Below are 519 nucleotides of genomic sequence, written 5' to 3' on the forward strand. Positions count from 1 at the left end.
ACATGGATCTATACCTATCGACTTCGTCAATTCACTGGGTGAATCAATTCCACAGTTCTAAGCGTTTCGTTGTGGACTTTAACGGTACCAACCGCGAGATCCGCAACAGTCAGTACGGCGCGATGAAAGTAAAAGATGGCATCGTTGATTGCTTTGAGAAGAAAGGCTTACCTCGACCAAACATCAGCAAAGAACGTCCTGATATTCGCGTTCATGTTCGCCTTCACAAAGATAAAGCTATCTTAGGTGTTGATATGGTAGGCAGTGGCCTTCATCAACGTGGCTACCGTCCGGAATCTGGCCGTGCACCACTTCGTGAAACATTAGCAGCGGCGATCATTATGCGTTGTGGTTGGGACGGTCATCAGCCACTTCTCGATCCAATGTGTGGTTCTGGTACGTTACTGATTGAAGCGGCTATGATGGCTGCAAATATGGCTCCTGGTGTAAAACGAAAGCAATGGTGCTTTGAATCACTTGAAGACTTTGAGCCAGATACATGGGCTGAAATCAAATCAG

1 protein-coding gene is annotated in these 519 nt (G+C 46.6%); it reads left to right on the forward strand.

Going from position 1 to position 519, the window contains the following annotated elements; all coding sequences use genetic code 11:
• On the forward strand, positions 1-519 hold a 519-nt coding region (locus R7190_RS30710; protein ID WP_318138320.1), incomplete at both ends, for a THUMP domain-containing protein.

Source organism: Vibrio sp. 1078-1 (assembly GCF_033340475.1).